19 protein-coding genes are annotated in these 18511 nt (G+C 60.1%); 5 read left to right on the top strand and 14 right to left on the bottom strand.

The window, feature by feature from the left end; all coding sequences use genetic code 11:
- Window positions 1-59: 59 nt before the first annotated feature.
- From ACSQ26_RS16085 to thrC, 3 genes are read right to left on the bottom strand one after another with little or no spacing between them, the layout of a single operon-like run.
- Window positions 60-671, bottom strand: a complete 612-nt coding sequence (locus ACSQ26_RS16085) for a GNAT family N-acetyltransferase (protein ID WP_436010503.1) — start codon at window positions 669-671, stop codon at window positions 60-62.
- Window positions 672-693: 22 nt separating this feature from the next.
- Window positions 694-1995: a M16 family metallopeptidase gene (locus ACSQ26_RS16080; protein ID WP_436010501.1), complete on the bottom strand. Its 1302-nt coding sequence runs from the start codon at window positions 1993-1995 to the stop codon at window positions 694-696.
- A gap of 21 nt (window positions 1996-2016) precedes the next feature.
- Complete coding sequence (gene thrC / locus ACSQ26_RS16075) at window positions 2017-3414, bottom strand: threonine synthase (protein WP_436010499.1); 1398 nt, start codon at window positions 3412-3414, stop codon at window positions 2017-2019.
- 242 nt (window positions 3415-3656) lie between these two features.
- On the opposite strand from thrC, the gene ACSQ26_RS16070 reads away from it, so the two are divergent.
- Window positions 3657-4232, top strand: coding sequence for a hypothetical protein (locus tag ACSQ26_RS16070; protein WP_436010497.1), 576 nt, complete (start codon window positions 3657-3659; stop codon window positions 4230-4232).
- Window positions 4233-4269: 37 nt separating this feature from the next.
- Here ACSQ26_RS16070 and ACSQ26_RS16065 read toward each other — a convergent pair whose 3' ends face one another.
- From ACSQ26_RS16065 to ACSQ26_RS16045, 5 genes are all read right to left on the bottom strand, one after another.
- Complete coding sequence (locus ACSQ26_RS16065) at window positions 4270-4959, bottom strand: HAD family hydrolase (RefSeq protein WP_436010495.1); 690 nt, start codon at window positions 4957-4959, stop codon at window positions 4270-4272.
- Window positions 4960-5073: 114 nt separating this feature from the next.
- Complete coding sequence (locus ACSQ26_RS16060) at window positions 5074-5454, bottom strand: helix-turn-helix domain-containing protein (protein ID WP_436010493.1); 381 nt, start codon at window positions 5452-5454, stop codon at window positions 5074-5076.
- A 17-nt stretch (window positions 5455-5471) separates the two neighbouring features.
- Entirely contained in the window at window positions 5472-5783 is a 312-nt protein-coding gene (locus tag ACSQ26_RS16055) for a type II toxin-antitoxin system HigB family toxin (protein WP_436010491.1), read from the bottom strand.
- Window positions 5784-5862: 79 nt separating this feature from the next.
- Window positions 5863-6864, bottom strand: a complete 1002-nt coding sequence (locus tag ACSQ26_RS16050; RefSeq protein WP_436010489.1) for an NAD(P)H-quinone oxidoreductase — start codon at window positions 6862-6864, stop codon at window positions 5863-5865.
- Between the two features lie 91 nt (window positions 6865-6955).
- Window positions 6956-8755 (bottom strand): bifunctional diguanylate cyclase/phosphodiesterase, encoded by a 1800-nt coding sequence (locus ACSQ26_RS16045; RefSeq protein WP_436010487.1) that lies wholly within the window; start codon window positions 8753-8755, stop codon window positions 6956-6958.
- A 212-nt stretch (window positions 8756-8967) separates the two neighbouring features.
- Here ACSQ26_RS16045 and betC point away from each other — a divergent pair, with 212 nt between their 5' ends.
- The 4 genes from betC to betA all read left to right on the top strand — a co-directional run bounded on the left by betC (window position 8968) and on the right by betA (window position 14625).
- The gene (gene betC, locus ACSQ26_RS16040; protein WP_436010485.1) at window positions 8968-10497 is read left to right on the top strand and encodes a choline-sulfatase; all 1530 of its coding nucleotides are present in this window, start codon (window positions 8968-8970) and stop codon (window positions 10495-10497) included.
- Between the two features lie 315 nt (window positions 10498-10812).
- Window positions 10813-11070 carry a DUF1344 domain-containing protein gene (locus tag ACSQ26_RS16035; protein WP_436010483.1) on the top strand — a complete coding sequence of 86 codons (258 nt, stop codon included), beginning with the start codon at window positions 10813-10815 and terminating at the stop codon, window positions 11068-11070.
- Window positions 11071-11242: 172 nt separating this feature from the next.
- Window positions 11243-12706, top strand: coding sequence for a betaine-aldehyde dehydrogenase (betB, locus tag ACSQ26_RS16030; protein ID WP_436015296.1), 1464 nt, complete (start codon window positions 11243-11245; stop codon window positions 12704-12706).
- A 269-nt stretch (window positions 12707-12975) separates the two neighbouring features.
- Window positions 12976-14625 (top strand): choline dehydrogenase, encoded by a 1650-nt coding sequence (gene betA, locus ACSQ26_RS16025; protein WP_436010481.1) that lies wholly within the window; start codon window positions 12976-12978, stop codon window positions 14623-14625.
- Window positions 14626-14637: 12 nt separating this feature from the next.
- Here betA and ACSQ26_RS16020 read toward each other — a convergent pair whose 3' ends face one another.
- From ACSQ26_RS16020 to ACSQ26_RS15995, 6 genes are all read right to left on the bottom strand, one after another.
- A complete protein-coding gene (locus ACSQ26_RS16020) occupies window positions 14638-14937 on the bottom strand; it encodes a type II toxin-antitoxin system RelE/ParE family toxin (RefSeq protein ID WP_436010479.1) in 300 nt (99 codons plus the stop codon).
- The gene (locus ACSQ26_RS16015) at window positions 14934-15206 is read right to left on the bottom strand and encodes a YlcI/YnfO family protein (protein WP_436010477.1); all 273 of its coding nucleotides are present in this window, start codon (window positions 15204-15206) and stop codon (window positions 14934-14936) included. The genes ACSQ26_RS16020 and ACSQ26_RS16015 overlap by 4 nt, the downstream gene beginning before the upstream one ends.
- A gap of 63 nt (window positions 15207-15269) precedes the next feature.
- Window positions 15270-15740: a DUF6644 family protein gene (locus ACSQ26_RS16010; protein WP_436010475.1), complete on the bottom strand. Its 471-nt coding sequence runs from the start codon at window positions 15738-15740 to the stop codon at window positions 15270-15272.
- A 4-nt stretch (window positions 15741-15744) separates the two neighbouring features.
- Window positions 15745-16128 (bottom strand): DUF6152 family protein, encoded by a 384-nt coding sequence (locus ACSQ26_RS16005; RefSeq protein ID WP_436010473.1) that lies wholly within the window; start codon window positions 16126-16128, stop codon window positions 15745-15747.
- 79 nt (window positions 16129-16207) lie between these two features.
- Window positions 16208-17332, bottom strand: a complete 1125-nt coding sequence (locus tag ACSQ26_RS16000; RefSeq protein ID WP_436010471.1) for an alpha/beta hydrolase — start codon at window positions 17330-17332, stop codon at window positions 16208-16210.
- Between the two features lie 73 nt (window positions 17333-17405).
- Window positions 17406-18494 carry a hypothetical protein gene (locus tag ACSQ26_RS15995; RefSeq protein WP_436010469.1) on the bottom strand — a complete coding sequence of 363 codons (1089 nt, stop codon included), beginning with the start codon at window positions 18492-18494 and terminating at the stop codon, window positions 17406-17408.
- Window positions 18495-18511: the final 17 nt, after the last annotated feature.

The following is an 18511-nucleotide window of genomic DNA, read 5'->3' as shown; positions in this document are numbered from 1 at the left end:
GCCAAGGCATGCGCCAAACCGGCCCCGGCCGGAGGCTTGCTGCTTCCAAAATTCCAACATCAAATGTCTGGCTTCCCGATTTTATTATAGTTGCCGGCAATCAGGGCATAGAGAACGTGGTCTCTCCACTCCCCCCTGATCTTCAGAAATTCCTTCATATAACCTTCACGTTGAAATCCGGCTTTTTCAAGCAGCCGGATCGAACGGTCGTTCTCCGGAATACAGGCTGCCTCGATCCGGTGCAAGGCAAGCTGGTTGAAGATGTAGTGTATGGCGATCGTGAGGCCCGCGGTCATATGCCCCTGGCCGGCGAAACGCTCTCCCATCCAGTAGCCGATCATGCAGGATTGCGAGGCCCCGCGCCGGATATGGCCGATCGTCAGGCCGCCGATCAGCTGGTGATCGCTTCGAGTGAACAGGAAGAGCGGCACCGCGACGCCTGAGGCGAATTCCTGGGCGGAGCGGATGACGCGCGCCCGAAAGCTGCTTTCGGTCAGCCCGTCATGTTCCCAGCTTGGTTCCCAGCGTTCGAGGAAGGGCCGGCTGTCGCTACGCAGTGCATACCATGCACGATAGTCGGAGTTTCGCGGCAGGCGGAAGTAATGGTGCTCGCCCGATATCTCTTCCGGTATGCTCCCCTTCGACAAGAAACCGAAGACTGATCTTGCCATGCCCGCCGCCTGGAATTGCCGGTTATTCTGCCGCCGTCTTGTGTCCCGGGTTCGAGCCGCCGTTCAGCAGATGTGATATTTCCTCCATCGAGGCAAGTTCGTCAACCGGGCCGATCGCCGAGAGCGTCGGGGTGGTGCCGAAGAACAGTCGTCCTGCGAGATCCGTCAGCCGGCCGGTGGTGATGCCGGACAGGCGCTCCATCAGTTCGGTGTTCGAGATCGGGCGGCCGTAGAGCATCATCTGGCGCGCGATCTGGCCGGCGCGTGCTGCGGGGCTTTCCTGGCCCATGAGAAGCTGGGCGCGGATCTGGGCGCGGGCGCGGTCGATTTCCTCCTGCCGGATCTCCTCCGACGATTTGCGAAGCTCATCGACGATGACAGGGATCAGTTCGGGCAGGTTTTCGGCTCCGGTCGCGGCGTGGATGCCGAAAATGCCGGTGTCCGAGAACCCCCAATGGAAGGCATAGACCGAATAGCAAAGGCCGCGATGTTCACGCACTTCCTGGAACAGCCGCGACGACATGCCGCCGCCCAACACGTTGGCGAGGATCTGCGAACAGTAGAAATCGCGGGCGTGATAAGCCTTGCCCTCGAAGCCGAACAGCAGCTGCGTGTCCATCAGGTCGCGTGACTCGCGGATCTCGCCGCCATTGTAGCGCGCGGGTTCGATGAGCTGCGCCAAGGGGGATGTCGTCGGCAGTCCGGCGAAGCGCCTTTCGACCTCGCGCACGAACTCGTCGTGCTTCACGGCGCCGGCGGCAACGATATACATGCGCTCGGCGAGATAATTGCGCGCGAGATAACGGCGGATCTGGTTTGGCGCGAAGGACATGACTGATTCAGGCGTGCCGAGAATGGACCTGCCGATCGTCTGGCCCTGAAAGGCGACTTCGGAGAACTTGTCGAAGACGATGTCGTCTGGCGTGTCGTTCGCCGCGCCGATTTCCTGAAGGATGACGCTCTTTTCGCGTTCCATCTCTTCTTCGTCGAAGGCGGACTCGATTAATATGTCTGCCAGGATATCGACGGCGAGGGGCACATCGTCCCGCAGAACGCGCGCATAATAGGACGTGGATTCAGTGGAGGTGGCGGCATTGACTTCGCCGCCGACATTTTCGATTTGCTCGGCGATATCGCGTGCCGAACGCCGGGCCGTACCCTTGAACGCCATGTGCTCGAGAAGGTGAGCGATACCGTGCTCGTCCTCGGCTTCGTTGCGGGATCCGGATTTCACCCAGGCTCCGAGAGCAACGCTCTCCAGATGCGGCATGGATTCCGTAACGACGGTAAGCCCCGAGGGGAGCTTGGTTACTTCAACATTCATAGCTTACCAAAAGGCGCCCGGTCAGTTCCCGATCCGGGCATGATGGGCGATGAAGTCTTCCACCGTCTTGATGTCCGCATCCAGCACTTCGAAGCGCTCCTCCCTTTGCATTAATCCGTCCAGCCACGATGGCAAGGCTGGATCAATACCGCAAGCATTTTTCACTGCCAAGGGAAATTTTGCCGGGTGCGCCGTGGCGAGCGTCACCATCGGAGCATTGGATTTCTCGAATTTTTTCGCCGTCGCGACGCCGATCGCGGTATGCGGGTCGAGCAGGTAGCCGGTCTCCGCGAGCACGTCCCTGATCGTTTTTGCCACGTCCTTCTCGCTCACTCGGCCAGCCTTGAAGTCCCGCGCGATGGCTTTCAGAGCATGCTTCTCGATCTCGAAGGCGCCCGATTGCTTGAGCCCGTCCATGGCGATCCGCACCTTGGACGGATCGCGGTCGTAGGCCTCGAACAGAAGCCGCTCGAAGTTCGACGAGATCTGGATATCCATCGATGGAGAAGTTGTGGCCTTGACCCCCTTCATCTCATAACGCCCGGTCTTCAGTGTGCGGGCCACGATGTCGTTCTCGTTGGTGGCGACCACCAGTTTGCTGATCGGCAGGCCCATGCGCTGGGCCGCGTAGCCGGCGAAAATGTCACCGAAATTGCCGGTCGGCACTGTAAACGATACCTTACGGTCCGGACCGCCAAGCGAGATCGCAGCCGTGAAATAATAGACGATCTGCGCCATGATGCGCGCCCAGTTGATCGAGTTGACGCCAGCGAGCTGCATCCGGTCGCGGAAGCCGAGATCGTTGAACATCGCCTTCACCAGGTTCTGGCAGTCGTCGAACGTACCCTTGATGGCAATGGCATGGACATTGGCATGCGACGTCGTCGTCATCTGCCGCTGCTGCACCGGCGAGACCTTCTCATGCGGAAACAGGATGAAGAGATCGGTGCGCTCGCGGCCGCCGAAGGCGTCGATCGCGGCACCACCCGTATCGCCCGACGTCGCGCCGACGATGGTCGAACGTTCATTGCGCGCGGCGAGCGCATGGTCCATCAGCCGGGCAAGCAACTGCATCGCCACGTCCTTGAAGGCGAGCGTGGTGCCGTGAAAGAGTTCAAGAATGTAGGAATTCGGCCCGCTCTGCACCAGCGGCGCGATCGCCGGATGCTTGAACGTGGCATAGGCCTCGTCGATCATCGCCTTGAGATCGGCCTCGGAAATATCCTTGCCAGCGAACGGCGTCAGCACCGCGAGCGCGATATCCTGATAGCTCCTGCCGCGCAGCGCCCGGATTTCCTTCTTCGAGAAATGCGGCCATTCCTTCGGCACGTAAAGCCCGCCGTCACGCGCCAGACCCGTCAGCAACGCGTCGGAAAAACCAAGCTCAGGGGCCTCGCCCCGGGTCGAAACATAGCGCACGTCAATACCTCGAAGTCTCTTGTCCTGATGGCCGCAATATCTACCAAGACCTTCCGTCCCGCCCTGTCCGGATTGCGTCCGGAATGCCGGGGTTTTTGGCTCGATTCTTTTAGCACGTCAGTCGATTTTTTGTTTCGCGGCTGATATAGACCGATCGCAATGGCCATGAAAAGGCCGGAATTGACGAATGAATGCTGTGACCTGACCATTGGCCACGGCCAAGACCATGGGGTGGCGTAGACGTGTCCGGCAAATATCTGACCAAAATGCTTTCGTTCGGCTTGCTGGCCGGCCTCGCCGCCTGCAGTGCCACCGACACGGGTGGCATGTTCTCCAGCGTCAAGAAAAGCGACACCGCCGGCAACGACCCGAAAATGGTCGTCATGCAGGGCGCCTGCCCCCAGGTCTATCTCCGCGAGGGCACGGCGGTCTACACCCAGTACGCCAAGGGCGTGAAGAAGAATGTCCAGGGCCTGGCCGATCCCAACAAGCTGGTGATCCAGGCCACTCTCGACGCCACCACCCGCCAGTGCAGGCAGACCGATCAGGGGCTCGTCGTCACCGTGGTCGTCCGCGGTCGTGTGATTACCGGCCCGGAGGGCAAGGACGGCACCTATTCGCTGCCGATCCGGGTTGCCGCCACCGATGGCGACCAGACGCTCTATTCCGAACTCACCCCGTTCGAGGTGACGATCCCGCCGGGCCAGGGCAACACGCAGTTCATCTTCACCAAGGAGAATGTCGTGTTGTCCGCTCCCGCAAGTGGCCTGACGCGCCTCTTCGCCGGCATCGACGAAGGCCCGTATAATACGAAGTGAGCTTTGGGAACTGGGTGCCGCGAGGCCCCCTTAATCTTCAAACCAGTTCGTTGAAGTTCTTCAGCGCTTCCACCATTTGCGGCAGTTCCACCATGCGCGAGATCACGGTCTCGGCGCCGGCATCGGTCAGCCGGTCGGCATGGGTCGGATATGTGTGCGAGCCACCGGTAAAGCCGATCACCCGCATGCCGGCGGCGCGCGCCGCGTGCACGCCATGCACCGAATCCTCGATCACCAGGCAGCGTGACGGATCGACGCCGAACTGCTTGGCGCCGAACAGGTAGATGTCAGGCTTCGGCTTGGTCCGGTCCGGACCCAGGTCCTTCGCGGAATAGATATGCCCCTCGAAGAAGGGCTTGAGGCCAACCTTGGTCAGCATCAGGTCCAGGCGGTGCGAGGACGAGTTGGAGCAGATGCAGCGCTGCTCGGTGATCTTGGCCAGCGCATAGCGCACGCCCTCGATCATCTTGACACGGCGAAGGAGCGCAGCGTCGAGGAGTTTTTCGGATTTGTCGAGAAGCTGGGCCGAGACGGGAATGTCGGCCTCCTGCTCGATCGTCAGCAGAATGCTCTTCCAATCCATGCCCGCAAAGCGGATGCACATGTCTTCCGCCGTGATATCGAAGCCCGAATCCCGCAACAGCTTGGATTCCACCTCGGCGGCAATGATTTCGGAATCGACGAGCACGCCGTCGCAATCAAAAAGGATCAGGTCAAAACCGGGCATGTAATTTGTTCTCGTGGGGGAGGGAGTGTTTTCGGTTGGGTACACGATTGCAGCCAAAGTGACAATGCCGGATGGCGCATGGCCGCCATGTGCTGGTACTGCCGACGGACGCAGCTATGCGGCGATCTCGCCAACCAGCGCACCGGCGGGGATGCCCCATGCCTTGCTGATCTTGCGGATTTGGTCGAGGTTGATCTCACGACGCCCATTGAGAAGATCTGCTGCGCGTGATTTTGATCCGACGATCTCGATAAGATCCGCCCGACTATAATTATTGGCGGTCATAATCGATTTCAAAACATCGACTGGCGCCGCGCGGGGGATTTCGTAGTGCTTCGATTCATACTGCTCGATTAGCAGGACAAGTGCATCGAAATGGGCGGCTTCCGGTGTGTCCTCGGCGGGTTCCATGTCAAAATACGGCCGCACGGCCTTCAGCGCAGCCTGATATTCCGCTTCGCTCTGCAAGGTACGTATCGTGGAGAAATCCAACATTGAGCTTTCCTTACCCACTATAAATCCACCACCTTGATCTTGTCGTACTCGGCGTGAGTTCCGACGAAAAGAATGAAAATGCGCTTCGTTCTGTACCCGACAAGGCCAACGATGCGATACTTGTTTCCACCCACGTCAAAGACCACTTTCCCGCCTGCCACATAGTCGGCGGAGTTGAAGGTCTTCTTGAGTTCATTGAAGTCCTTCCAATTCGCGTCCGAAGCTGTCGTGTGCCACTCCGTCATCGCCGCCTTGGCAATGTTCCGGGGCATTCCCGAAGGTTGCCTTTCCCAGAATTGCACTAGGGCGGACTTGGCAATCACATTCATCGAATACTCATATAGCAGGTTCCCAATCTGGAAACAATGGTATCGTGATAGAATCGACTTTTGGCCGTAGACGTGCCGGTTAGTCCTGCACCTTCAACACAATCTTCCCGATATGATCGCTCGATTCCATCAGCCTGTGCGCCTCCACCACGTCGGCGAAATCGAACACTTTGTGAATGACCGGCGCCACTTTGCCCGCCTCGATCAGCGGCCAGACCTGTGCCTGAAGTTCATCGCGAATCTCGCGCTTCTCCTCCGCCGTGCGGGGGCGCATGGTCGAACCCATCACGCGTAGTCGCTTGACCATGATCGGCGCAAGATTGGCTTTCTCGGCAACAGCGCCGCCAAGCAGGGAGATGATCGAAAGCCTGCCGTCCTTTGCCAGCGAGGCGAGATTTTTTTCGAAATAGGCGGCGGCGATCATATCGAGGATGACGTTGACGCCACCTTTGGTTTCCGCCTTTATGACGGCGGCGAAGTCCTCGGCCTTGTAATTGATCGCATGCAGGGCGCCGAGCTTGCGGCACGCTTCGGCCTTTTCCTCGTTGCCGACGGTCGTGAACACCGTCGCGCCAATGGCCTTCGCGAGCTGGATGGCGGTCGTACCGATGCCGCTCGAACCGCCGTGGATCAGCACTGTCTCGCCGGCCTTCAATCCCGCCATCATGAAGAGATTGGCCCAGACGGTGAAGAATGTCTCAGGCAGGGCGGCGGCACGGATCGCGTCGTAGCCCTTCGGCCAGGCAAGCGTCTGTGTCGCCGGCACGGCTGAGTATTCGGCATAGCCGCCGCCGTTGGCCAATGCGCACACCTTGTCACCGACGTTGAAGCCCTTCGTCTCGGGACCGAGTGCCACGACCTCGCCCGCGACTTCCAGCCCGAGGATCGGGCTGGCACCCGGCGGCGGCGGATAGCTGCCCTGTCGCTGGGCGACATCCGGCCGGTTGACGCCCGATGCCTCGACCCGGATCAGCAGGTCGCCGGGCTTGAGATCGGGAAGCGGGCCGGTGGCGAGCTTCATCGCATCGGGTGCGCCCGGCTGCGGCAGGTCGATGTAGCGCATTTGGGAGGGCAGGGCCATGTCATGCTCCGTTCAGGGGAGCATTGGAGATAGGCCAGATCTTCCGCGATTGAAAGGCCGGTCAGCCTCCCGCTCACGCTGCTTCGATTTCCTATGCGGCACCGAACCGGGTGACGCTGAGGCCATTGGCGCTTTGCTTGGCAAGAGTCTTCACATGCGCGATCTCGGCGCTGATCCGGTCGATATCGCTGATCACCACGCCCTCCGGCAGTTCCAGCACGCCGATCGAGCAGCGCATAAGCGATATCTTCGCCTCGATGCCGTCGCGGCCATGGCCGATGATATAGCCGTCCGCGCGCTCCTTGTCGCTGTAGAGCGTCATGACTTCAGAGGAGAAATCGTTGAGCAGCCGTCCGAGCGGATGCAGCATCTCTTCCTCGTCGATGCCCCGCAGCCCGACAAAGAAATCATCGCCGCCGATATGGCCGGTGAACTCGTTCTCATGGAAGAAATAGCGCCGCATCAGCGCCGCGAACAGCGAGATCGCATGGTCGCCGGCATGGAAGCCGTAGCGATCGTTGAACGGCTTGAAATTGTCGAAATCGCAATAGCAGAGATAGCGGATCTTGTCGGCATCCATGCAGGCATTCCTGAGGAAGTTGACGATCGCGAGATTGCCCGGCAGGCCTGTCAGCGGGTTCTGGTCGAGCGCGGTCTTCAGCTGCTTCTCGTTGAGAATGCGGATCAACGAGGCGGCCGAAATCGTGCCGGAATAGCGCATGTTCTCGGTCAGCAGCACGCAGTGGCAACCATCCATGTTGGCGAAGGCGGACACGAGATCCTGGGTGTCGGAATCGAGGCTGATGATCGGCGCGTTCTTGACGAAGTAGGAGACCGGCTTGAGGTAGTCCCGGTTCTTGAGCAGGTCGCGGCCGAAGGGATGATAGATGAATTCCTTGAGCTGCGATTCCTGGATGATGCCGCGCGGCTCGTTGGTCACGTTGAGCACCGGGAAATAGCTGTTCTCCGGGTTCATCCGGAACATCTCGAAGACCTTCTCGATCGAGTCGTTCTCATAGACGAAGGGCAGGTTCTCGATCTGCTTGCGGATCAGCAGTTCGTCGAGCGAACTTGCCGAGGTCCGGCTTCGCGAATGGTCGCGCAGATGCGGGAAACTCGAGCGCTGATCGTCGACATTCACCGATGGTCGGGCGATGTAGTAGCCCTGCACCATATCGACGCCGAATTCGCGGCACGACAGGAACTCCGCTTCCGTCTCGACGCCCTCGGCGATCACGCGGATGCCGAGCGTATGGGCGATATTGACGATGTTCTTGACCAGATGCTGCTTGCGCGGCGCATTGCTGACATCGGCGATGAAATGCCGGTCGATCTTGAGATAGTCCATCGGATAGTCGCAGAGCAGCTTGAACTCGCCGCGCCCGACGCCGAAGTCGTCGATGGCGATCTTGAAGCCCGAGCGGCGCATCTTGGCGATCAGTTCGCCGAACTCCGGCACCGCCGTATTGTCGAAGCGTTCGGACAGCTCGAAACATATCGACGATGGCGGAATGCCATGGGCCCGCAGATGCCGGAGAAGCGCATCGATCAGCGCGCCGCCTTCCGGGATCAGCCGCACGTCGAGATTGATGAACAGCGTCGATGAACGGTAGTCGGCAAGCGAGGTGAATTTTGCCAGCGAACGGCCGGACATCATCTGGTCGAGGGTCGCGAGTTGTCCCGTCTCGGCCATCCGGTCGATCAGTTCGATCGGCGAGTTGAATCCCAACTGATCGTGGCCGCGCATAAGAGTCTCGTAGCCGAACACCGCCCCGGTGGTGATTTCGACGATCGGCTGAAAGGCGCAGTCAAGCACCGCCTTTCCGAGATTGAAGAGCTTTTCGCCTGCATATCGGACGGGAAAAGCGATGCGTTCGGCGGCGGCAGACATGATATCTCCACTTAAAATGGCTTGCTGTTTTGCAAGCCACATTTGCTTGAAATCTTTGACAAATCGTTTTGCCAGCATGAAACTTTTGTGACAGTGCGCCGGCGCCGGATATCTGTCGCAAACGGAATGCGGAAGCGGGTGATCGAAGATTGGATTTTCCTGGCGAACAGGCTTTATTACGTCCCACGACAAACAAATCGGAACCAACTGATATGCCCGACCGCAAGCCCAATATTCTCGTCATCATGGTCGATCAGCTGAACGGCACTTTCTTCCCGGATGGCCCGGCGGATTTCCTGCATGCGCCGCATCTCAAGGCGCTTGCCCAGCGCGGCGCCCGCTTCCGCAACAATTATACGTCTTCGCCGCTTTGTGCCCCGGCGCGCGCGTCCTTCATGGCCGGGCAGTTGCCGAGCCGCACGAAGGTCTATGACAACGCCGCCGAATATGTCTCCTCGATCCCGACTTTCGCGCATCATCTCCGCCGCGCGGGCTATTACACGGCGCTTTCGGGCAAGATGCATTTTGTCGGGCCAGATCAGTTGCACGGCTTCGAGGAGCGGCTGACGACCGATATCTATCCGGCAGATTTCGGCTGGACGCCGGATTACCGCAAGCCGGGCGAGCGCATCGACTGGTGGTACCACAATATGGGTTCGGTGACCGGTGCGGGCGTCGCCGAAATCACCAACCAGATGGAATATGACGACGAGGTCGCCTTCCTCGCCAACCAGAAGCTCTACCAGCTCAGCCGCGAAAACGACGATGCCGACCGCCGGCCCTGGTGCGTCACCGTCTCCTTCTCCCACCCGCACGACCCCTATGTGGCGCGCCGCAAATTCTGGGATCTCTATGAAGGCCGCAACGAGCTTCTTCCGGAAGTGGGTGCGATACCCTTCGAAGAGCAGGATGCCCATTCCCAGCGGCTGATGCTCTCCTGCGACTACACGCAGTTCGATATCACCGAAGAGAACGTGGCGCGTGCCCGGCGCGGCTATTTCGCCAACATCTCCTATGTCGATGAGAAGGTCGGCGAACTGGTCGACACGCTGACCCGCACCCGCATGCTCGATGATACCGTCATCATGTTCTGCTCCGATCATGGCGATATGCTCGGCGAGCGCGGCCTATGGTTCAAGATGAGCTTCTTCGAGGGCTCGGCCCGCGTGCCGCTGATGATATCCGGCCCCGGCATTGAGAGTGGCCTGCATCGCGCCCCGGTCTCCAATCTCGACATCGCGCCGACGCTGGCCGATCTCGCCGGCATCTCGATGGCCGAGATCATGCTCTGGACCGATGGCGAAAGCCTGGTGCCGGTCATGCAAGGCGGCGAGCGCACCGCCCCGGTGCTGATGGAATACGCCGCCGAAGGCTCCTACGCGCCGCTGGTCGGCATTCGCGAGGGCAAGTGGAAATATGTCCATTGCGCGCTCGATCCCGACCAGCTGTTCGATCTCGATGCCGATCCGCGTGAGCTCAACAACCTCGCGGCTGATCCGGCGCACGCCGCGACACTCGGCCATTTCCAGTCGATGGCACTTGCCCGTTGGGACATGGCGCGATTTGACGCAGAGGTTCGCGAAAGCCAGGCACGCCGCTGGGTGGTCTACGAAGCGCTTCGCAACGGTGCCTATTATCCCTGGGATCATCAGCCGCTGCAGAAAGCATCCGAACGCTATATGCGTAACCACATGAATCTTGATAATCTCGAGGAATCAAAGCGTTATCCCCGAGGCGAGTGATGTTTTGCCATCAAAAGAGTCATTTTGCCGCAGCCCGGAAATCTGCCAAGTTCCGCCGCAATTGCGGCAGAATATTCTCAATGTGGCAATTGAGGCGAAAGTAAATATTAAATATAGACCAGAATATAACAAGAACACGTGAAGTTTAATTAAGTTGATTTACTTCTCTGCGAGCGTAATTCTCTGCATCGGAAACGGGAATTGCCGGCACTTTTCAAATCATCGGTGCGACGCGACAGTTTCAGACGCTTCCAATACGGCGCATGCACGATCCATCACATCACCTTCGTGCATCCGAATAAGAGGAAAACGCCAATGCGTGCTCTTTTTGCTTCCGCAGTCATTCTTTCATCCATCGCTGTTGTTCCCGCCGCCTTCGCGGCGAGCCAGTCGGTGACCGGCACCGTCAAGGCCTATCACGCCGGCAAATCGCTGACGCTCGCCAATGGCGATATGTTCCAGCTGCCTTCGAGCTTCAAGGATCCGGGCATCAGGACCGGCGAGAAGGTGAAAGTGGCCTATCAGAAGACAGGCAAGAATCTTCAGGCCGAGATGGTGACCATCGTCCGGTAAGCTGATCCGGATTGCCGCGCATGGCACCGGCCATGCGCGGTATCTCTCAACGGACAGGTTATCGTCGCAAATGGGACGGAATCTGACCTGCTAAATAGGATGCGCAAGCGCCTTCGCCCCTATATGTTCCCGAGATAGACAAATCCGGGAAAACCCCCGGCAGGGGAGCATGATGCGCGCACAGCCGAAAGCCAGCCATTTCATCGATGGCGACTATGTCGAGGATACCGCAGGCGCGGCGTTCGAAAGCATCTATCCCGCCACCGGCGAGGTGATCGCCCAGCTGCATGCCGCGACCCCCGCCATCGTCGAACGCGCCATCGCCTCGGCCAAGGCGGCACAGGTGGAGTGGGCGAAAATGAGCCCCACCGCGCGCGGCCGTATCCTCAAGCGTGCCGCCGACATCATGCGCGAGCGGAACCGCGAACTCTCCGAACTCGAAACGCTGGATACCGGCAAGCCGATCCAGGAAACTATCGTCGCCGACCCGACCTCGGGCGCCGATGCCTTCGAATTCTTCGGCGGCGTGGCGGGTGCCGCGCTCAATGGCGAGCACATTCCGCTCGGGGCCGACTGGGCCTATACCAAGCGCATTCCGCTCGGCGTCTGCGTCGGCATCGGGGCCTGGAATTATCCCCAGCAGATCGCTTGCTGGAAGGGCGCGCCGGCGCTCGTCTGCGGCAATGCCATGGTCTTCAAGCCGTCTGAGAACACACCGCTCGGCGCGCTGAAGATCGCCGAGATCCTCATCGAAGCCGGCCTGCCCAAGGGGCTCTATAATGTGATCCAGGGCGACCGCACCACCGGTCCGCTGCTGGTCAACCACCCCGATGTCAACAAGGTCTCGCTGACCGGTTCTGTGCCGACCGGCCGTAAGGTGGCCGAGGCCGCCGCCGGCCACCTCAAGCATGTGACGATGGAGCTCGGCGGTAAGTCGCCGCTGATCGTCTTCGACGATGCCGATATCGATAGCGCCATCGGCGGCGCCATGCTCGGCAATTTCTATTCGACCGGTCAGGTCTGCTCCAACGGCACCCGCGTCTTCGTCCAGAAGGGCGTGAAGGGCGAGTTTCTCAAGCGCCTCAAGGCGCGCACCGAGGCAATCAAGATCGGCGACCCCGAGGACGAAGCAACCCAGATGGGTCCGGTCATCAACCGCGCCCAGCAGGAAAAGATCCTGTCCTACATCGAAAAAGGCAAGGCCGAGGGCGCCACGCTAGTGACCGGCGGATCGATCCCGAATTCCGTGGCCGCCGCCGGCTGCTACATCCAGCCCACTGTCTTCGCCGATGTCACCGACGAGATGACCATAGCGCGGGAAGAAATCTTCGGCCCGGTCATGTGCGTGCTCGATTTCGACAACGAGGAAGAAGTCCTCAAGCGTGCCAACGCCACCGAATTCGGTCTCTCGGGCGGGGTGTTCACCAATGACATGGCGCGCGCCCATCGCGTTGTCGACCGGCTGGAGGCCGGGACGGTATGGATCAATACCTATAACCTCGCTCCGGTGGAGATTCCGTTCGGTGGCGTGAAGCAGTCGGGGTTTGGGCGGGAGAATTCGCTCGCGGCGATCAATCATTATTCGGAATTGAAGACGGTGTATGTGGCCATGGGGAAGGTCGAGGCGCCGTATTGAGTTGAGGAGTTACCCCTCACCAAGCGCGTCCAGCGATCGGCTTCGCCTCTCGCGGACTTGCTATCCTCTCCCACAAGGGGAGAGGTAGGGTGCCACGCTCGCCGCCTTCGCTTGAGGCATCGCGGTGCCGCGAGTTTACCTCTCCCCTTGTGGGAGAGGATACGAAGGCCGCGAGAGGCGAAGCCGATCGCTTGGCCAAAGTTGGTGAGGGGTGACGCCACTCCTCACGGAATCATCAAGGGGTTCCAGAGAGAACTCAGGGGAATTTCATGCAGGCAGATTTCGTCATCGTCGGTTCGGGTTCCGCAGGCGCCGCCCTCGCAAGTCGCCTCTCCGAGGACGGCAAGCACACCGTTCTCGTGCTCGAATACGGCGGCAGCGACCGAGGCCCGTTCATCCAGATGCCGGCCGCGCTCGCCTGGCCGATGAGCATGAAAATGTACAATTGGGGCTATCTCTCGGAGCCCGAGCCGAACCTCAACAATCGCCGCATCACCGCCCCGCGCGGCAAGGTCATCGGCGGCTCGTCCTCGATCAATGGCATGGTCTATGTGCGTGGCAGCGCCGAGGATTTCGATAGCTGGGACGAAAGCGGCGCCACCGGCTGGTCCTATGCCGACGTGCTGCCCTATTTCAAGCGGCAGGAAAGCTCCAAGGGTGGGCAGGAAGGCTGGCGCGGCACCGATGGCCCGCTGCATGTCCAACGCGGTCCGGCCAAGAACCCGCTGGTGCGCGCCTTCGTCGAGGCCGGCAAACAGGCCGGCTTCGAGACGACGGAGGATTATAACGGCGAAAAGCAGGAAGGCTTCGGCCTGATGGAGCAGACGATCCACAACGGTCGCCGCTGGTCCGCCGCCTCGGCCTATCTGCGGCCGGCGCTCAAGCGCAAGAATGTCGAGCTCGTCCGCTGTTTCGCCCGCCGCATCGTCATCGAGAACGGCCGCGCCGTGGGTGTCGAGATCGATCGCGGCGGCAGGATCGAGATCGTCAAGGCGAACCGCGAGGTCATCATCTCCGCCTCATCGTTCAATTCGCCGAAGCTTCTCATGCTCTCCGGCATCGGCCCAGCAGCACACCTCAAGGAGATGGGCATCGAGGTTAAGGTCGATCGCCCCGGCGTCGGCGCCAACCTGATGGACCATATGGAATTCTATTTCCAGCAGATTTCCACCAAGCCGGTGTCGCTCTATTCCTGGCTGCCGTGGTTCTGGCAAGGCGTCGCAGGCGCGCAATGGATGTTCGGCAAATACGGCCTCGGCGCTTCCAACCAGTTCGAGTCCTGCGCCTTCGTGCGCTCGGCGCCCGGTGTCAGGCAGCCCGACATCCAGTTCCATTTCCTGCCAGTGGCGATTTCCTATGATGGACGCGCGGCGGCGAAGAGCCACGGCTTCCAGGTCCATGTCGGCTACAATCACTCGAAATCGCGCGGTGCGGTGACGCTCCGCTCGTCGGACCCGATGGCCGACCCGGTGATCAAGTTCAACTATATGAGCCACGAGGAAGACTGGATCAAATTCCGCCACTGCGTGCGCCTCACCCGCGAACTGTTCAACCAGAAGGCGTTCGAGGACTACCGAGGCCCCGAGATCCAGCCGGGCGAGGCGGTGCAGACCGACGACCAGATCGACGCCTTCCTGCGCGAACATCTCGAAAGCGCCTATCACCCCTGCGGCACCTGCAAGATGGGCGCGAAGGACGACCCCATGGCCGTGGTCGATCCGGATACGAAAGTGATCGGCGTCGAAGGCCTGCGCGTCGCCGACAGCTCGATCTTCCCGAGCCTCACCTACGGCAACCTCAACGGCCCCTCGATCATGACTGGCGAGAAAGCCGCCGACCACATCCTCGGCAAGCCGCGCCTGGCGCGCAGCAACCAGGAACCCTGGATCAATCCGAGATGGCAAGTGAGCGACAGGTAGGCGTCGTAAGATTCAGTAATAATCGTCTTCACGCTGGTGGCGTATCGCAAGGATGGTAACGGTGTGCTGGTCTTCGATCTCGAAGAGCGCGATGTAGCCAGCCGAGCCGAAAGGGATAACAAGCTCCCGCAGGAAACTGTTGTCGCTGGCGGCTTTTCGCGCGGCAAACGGAAATTCGCCAAGTCCTTCAATCGTGCGGATGATGATGTCGATCGCCTTTTCGGCTGCGACTGGATCTCGCTTGAGAAGGAACGCGTATAGCCGCTTGATATCCGATCGTGCTGCGCTCGTGTACCGCAGCTTGTAGGTCATTGATCAGATTCAGCTTTCGCAGCTGCAAGCATCGTTCGGAGTTCCGCATGCACATCGGCGGCGTCAAAATAGACTCCAGTGCGTTTCGCATCGTCGCGCGACGCGAGTCCGCGTGCGATAAATTCTCTTTGAGTGCGCCGGTACTCGATCTGCGCCTTTACGGAATTCTCTACGAAATTGGACAAGGTCTCGCCCTTGTTCAGCACGCTTTCGGCGGCTGCGCGCAGTTCGGGCTCGACGCGTAGCGAGGGGAGTGATGCGCTTTTCATGTTTGGGCCTGCATCGCAATTGCAACGCATAGAGAATAGCGTCGGCGGTGATCTTGTCAACGATTAAACAAACCCGATCCAGCGCCCCGCCACAACAGCGCTCGTCCACACGACGAATGACACCATCGCCAACATTCTCACGCCGGTGGATATGTCTCCGCCTTCGAGCATTGTCCGCCATCCCCTGTTTGCGTGCTGTGCGAGCACATTCACCAGCCCAAGTGACAGCAGCCCCATCTTGGCGAGAAACGCGGGATTTCCCACATATTCCGTCGGCTTGACGCTGAACAACAGAAAGCCGGTCAGCATGGCCAGCCCCAATCCCGTCGCTGCAACGCGCACGAGAAAAGGCGCCAGCACCGCGACCGGGCCTTCCTTCAAGACGCCCATCAGTCTGAGATCAAGCGGCAATATCGCACCGATCAGCAGGCCGATGCCCGTTATATGCGCGGCATTGATCAGCAGGTAGAGCGTGGCCGACCGGCGCAGCAGCGCGGCATGCGGCAGGCTGGCGAGCCATTCGAGCCACGCCACGGCGTCAACTCTTGTTGATCCGCTCGGGATAGATGTCGTAGACCTTCTCACCCACCGTCACCCGCACCGCCTTCAGGCGCTTCTCGTTCGGATCGAGCGAACGGTTGCCGAGCACGGTGATCGTGTCGCCGGGCTTGGTGGATTGCTCGTTGAAGCCCGAACGCGCCGTATTGCCGGGATTGCCGAGCTCGATATGCCAGTCGACGCCATCGGTGGCGGTCAGGTCGATGGTCGGATGCGGCGGCGCGATGACCACCGTCTTCACGGTCCCGGTCAGTTCGATCTGGTCGGCCTCGGCCCAGGACCAACCATGATGCGCAAGCGCCGCTGTCGCCATGAAGGCGGCCACGATGCCGGTGGAAATGAGAGTTCCGGCGTGATGCTGCATTGTCTCTCTCCTTCTGCTCCCTAAAGAATGAAGCGGAAGGAGCGAGATTTCCACCCTCTCACCAAAAGTTGAACGGGCGCTACTGCTTCAACGCCCCCGAGACAATCCGGAACGGGCTTGAGATCGTGGCCGCCGCCGCATCGAACACGAAGGCGCCGGCATTGCCGAGGTTCTGCTTCCTGGCCGATTCGGCGGTGAGCGCCGGATAGAGCGCCGCGACATCGGCAAAACGGCTGTGATTGGCCGAGTCCATCGACTGAATCTGGGTAATGTCGATCAGCACTATGCCGGCCTCGACCGCTGCCGCCTGCACCTTCGGATCATCGACATCGAGCCGGCCGACGCGCGCCGTGCTGTAGCTCAGGATTTTGGATGCCTCGAGTGCACGGTCGTCCTTGGAGACGAGGATGACCATTGGATGCGGCAGTTTGCCGATAACGTTCATCTGTGTGCGGAAGAGGTCGCTGTCGATATCGGGTGCGGCGAGAATGACGTTGAGCTTGACCAGCACGTCCTGCCGGCCTTCGAGCTTGAGTTGCCTGAGCGCTTCCACGACCAGCCATCCACCCATCGAGTGGCCGAATATCGTCACATCACCGGCGGCGCGATCCTTTGTCAGCTCCTTCATCAGATCGACGAGATAGTCGCGCGAATAGGTTGCCGAATCCTTGTCGGCGACGTAGCCCGCGAGTTCGCCCTGCGACGGCCAGGAGAAAGCTATCGGCGTTGCCGCAAGTTTGGCATCGGCCGACATCTGGGCCATCCGGTAAACCGATTCCTGGAAATTGGAATTGTAGCCATGCACATAGACGCCGACTTTTTTCGACGCGGGATTGGCGGCCTTAACCTGTGCATAGAAAGCCTCGCGGTCGAGCACGGCCTGCTGCGTCACTGCGAAATCGGTCTTGGGGTTCGGCTTCTTGCCCTTCTTGGGCCACTCGATCTGCGAGTCCTTGTGGCCGGGCGGGATCGAGACGTTGAGTTCGGCATAGTTCGAGGCAACCGACTTGCCGTTGTCATAGGCATTGGTATCGGGTGTCATCCGGGTGCGGGTGGTCACGGCAAACACCTTGACGTGCGTAGCTCCGGGCAGCGCCTGCACGGTGTTCAGCACATCCGGCCCCGGCCGGGAGGTGCAGCCTGCAAGGCTCATGACAAAAATCAGCGCGAGAGCAATCCCCGCTTTCGATACTGCTGATTTCATACACTCTGATCCCGCAACCTGATCTTCCGCCCGCTATAACACCGGGCGGAAGGCTTGACCATTGACATTGCGATCAATGGGCCGCGCGGGCATGCTCGGGGCGCAACCATGCCAATGACTGTGGCACAATATTGTCCATGGCGGCCAGCATCCTTGCCCGGTTACGATTGAGCAGCAGGCCGAGTGCGATCACGCCGAGCCCGATCGCCGAGAGCGCGAAGGAAAACATGATCACGTCCTTGAACACTTCGCTGGCGAGATAGCCGAGATAGACCGCCACGCCGATTGCGCCGAACACCGCATAGACCCGGCGGTTGAGGAACAGACTGAGCCCGATGAGGCCGATATTGATCAGGCAGTAGATGAACTTTTCGAGTTCCGTGCCGCCGTCATTGAGCGTCATGCCGCCCCAGAAGGCCATCACGCCGAATATATGGATCCAGAAGACGTAATCCGGCCCGTCGCGGCGGATGATATCCACGGCCCATGCAACAACGATCATGGCGAGGCCGAAATAGAGCGACACGTCGCGGCGCATTTCCCAATCGACATAGTTGCCGGGGCCGCGGGTGAACCACATTGCCAGGTCCATCGACAGGAACCACAGCGCGATGCCGCCGACCAGCAGAATGAAGGGGAAGGGATAGCGCCAGATGGCGATAGCAGATGCGATGATCGTGCCGATCTCCATATAGATCCAACTGCCGTTCACGTAAGGAAAGAAATTCTGGTACTGGCCGGGATCGCCGAGCGCATATTTCCACAGGTCGTAGGCATCCTGCACGCCGTAGATGATCATCGGCACCATCGACACCGCAACCGCAATCAGCAGGCCTGCGGGAATCCTGAGCGACTGGTTCTTCCACAGCATGTGCCCGGCGGTGAGGAACGCAACGGCATAGGCCGATCCGCAGGCGACAAGCGCCCAGCCGCCCATGCGGTTGAACGCCTCGTTGGTGAAAAGCCCCATCGCACCGATGATGATCAGCGCACCGGCATACCACAGCACATGGGTGAGGTCGAAGCGCGGCAGGTTGGCGCCGACGGTGGGTGCGGCCGGCGGTTGCTCCCGTTCACGAAGAAAGGCATCGATTTCCGCGAGCTTCGCGTCATCGAGCAGGCCCGCATCGCGCAAGGCCTTGAGATCTGCATCGGTCAGCATGTGACTCTCCACAAAGT

The sequence above is a fragment of the Rhizobium sp. LjRoot254 genome, assembly GCF_964254105.1.
Taxonomy (GTDB): Bacteria; Pseudomonadota; Alphaproteobacteria; order Rhizobiales; family Rhizobiaceae; genus Rhizobium_E.
This window is presented reverse-complemented; position numbering and strand designations above follow the sequence as displayed.